The sequence below is a fragment of the Pseudomonas floridensis genome (genome assembly GCF_002087235.1).
Taxonomy (GTDB): Bacteria; Pseudomonadota; Gammaproteobacteria; order Pseudomonadales; family Pseudomonadaceae; genus Aquipseudomonas; species Aquipseudomonas floridensis.
The window spans coordinates 1-1,133 of record NZ_MUIO01000281.1 but is presented as its reverse complement, the minus strand read 5'-3'; the positions used below and the strand labels follow the sequence as shown (position 1 = coordinate 1,133).

Genomic DNA, 1,133 nt, shown 5'->3' with positions numbered 1-1,133 from the left:
GCGCGCTGATTTCGCCGACCGACCCCATTGCGGTGCTGGGCGTGCTGCGGACCGCCAACGCCTCGAAGCCGCTCAAGACCACCATCGTCGGCGAGTCGCTGTTCAATGACGGCACCGCGGTGGTGGTGTTCACCGTGTTGCTGGGTATCGCACAACTGGGCGAAACGCCGACCGTTGGCGAGACCGCCATGCTGTTCGTGCACGAGGCAGTCGGCGGCGTGCTGTTCGGCGGCCTGATCGGCTATGCCGTGTACCTGATGATCAAGAGCATCGAGCAGTACCAGATCGAAGTCATGCTGACCCTCGCGCTGGTCATTGGCGGTTCGGCAATGGCCTCGGAACTGCACGTCTCCGGCCCGATTGCCATGGTTGTGGCCGGGCTGATCATCGGTAACCTGGGACGCAACCTGGCGATGAACGACATGACCCGTCGTTACATGGACGGTTTCTGGGAGTTGCTAGATGACATGCTCAACGCGCTGCTGTTCGCGCTGATCGGCATGGAACTGTTGCTGCTGCCGTTCTCGTGGCAGCACCTGATCGCCGCCAGCCTGCTGGCCGTGGCGATCCTGCTGTCGCGCTTCGTCACCGTCGCGCCAGCCATCCTGCTGCTGCGTCGCTGGCGAAACGTGCCGCAGGGCACGGTACGCATTCTGACCTGGGGTGGTTTGCGGGGCGGTGTCTCGGTGGCGTTGGCGCTGGCCTTGCCAACCGGCCCGGAGCGCGACCTGCTGCTGAGCATCACTTACATCGTGGTGCTGCTGTCGATCCTGCTGCAGGGTCTGACCATCGGCAAGCTGGTGCGTGCGGTCACGCGGGAGCCACAGGTCAAAGACGCCGGGCATTGATCGGCACGGCGCGGGGCGTCAGGCGCCCCGTGCTGTTTTGAACAGTGTCACGGCGGTCACGCGGCGGTAATCGCTGGGGGTCTGGGCCGTTTTAACACGAAAGTGTCGGGTGGAAATGGGTAGATTGGGGTAACCGACCTCGAAACAGATGTCCGACACCGACATGTCGGGCTGCAACAGCAGTCGGCAGGGGCGCTGAATCCCCAGTTTGTGGATTAGAATGATGAAAACGTGACCGGTAAAAAGCTTGAAAAAACGCGGAAAACACGGAACTGGTATGTCCAG

The 1,133-nt window shown here is 62.2% G+C and carries 2 protein-coding genes; one reads left to right on the top strand and one right to left on the bottom strand.

The annotated features are described in order from the left end of the window. Positions 1 to 848: cation:proton antiporter (locus tag BZK31_RS28930; RefSeq protein ID WP_083186503.1), on the top strand; the 848-nt coding region annotated here is incomplete at its 5' end. Between the two features lie 18 nt (positions 849 to 866). Here the strand turns inward: BZK31_RS28930 and BZK31_RS28925 are convergent. Continuing rightward, positions 867 to 1,133, bottom strand: a 267-nt coding sequence (locus tag BZK31_RS28925; RefSeq protein ID WP_157900853.1) for a helix-turn-helix domain-containing protein, incomplete at its 5' end; no start/stop codon positions are given.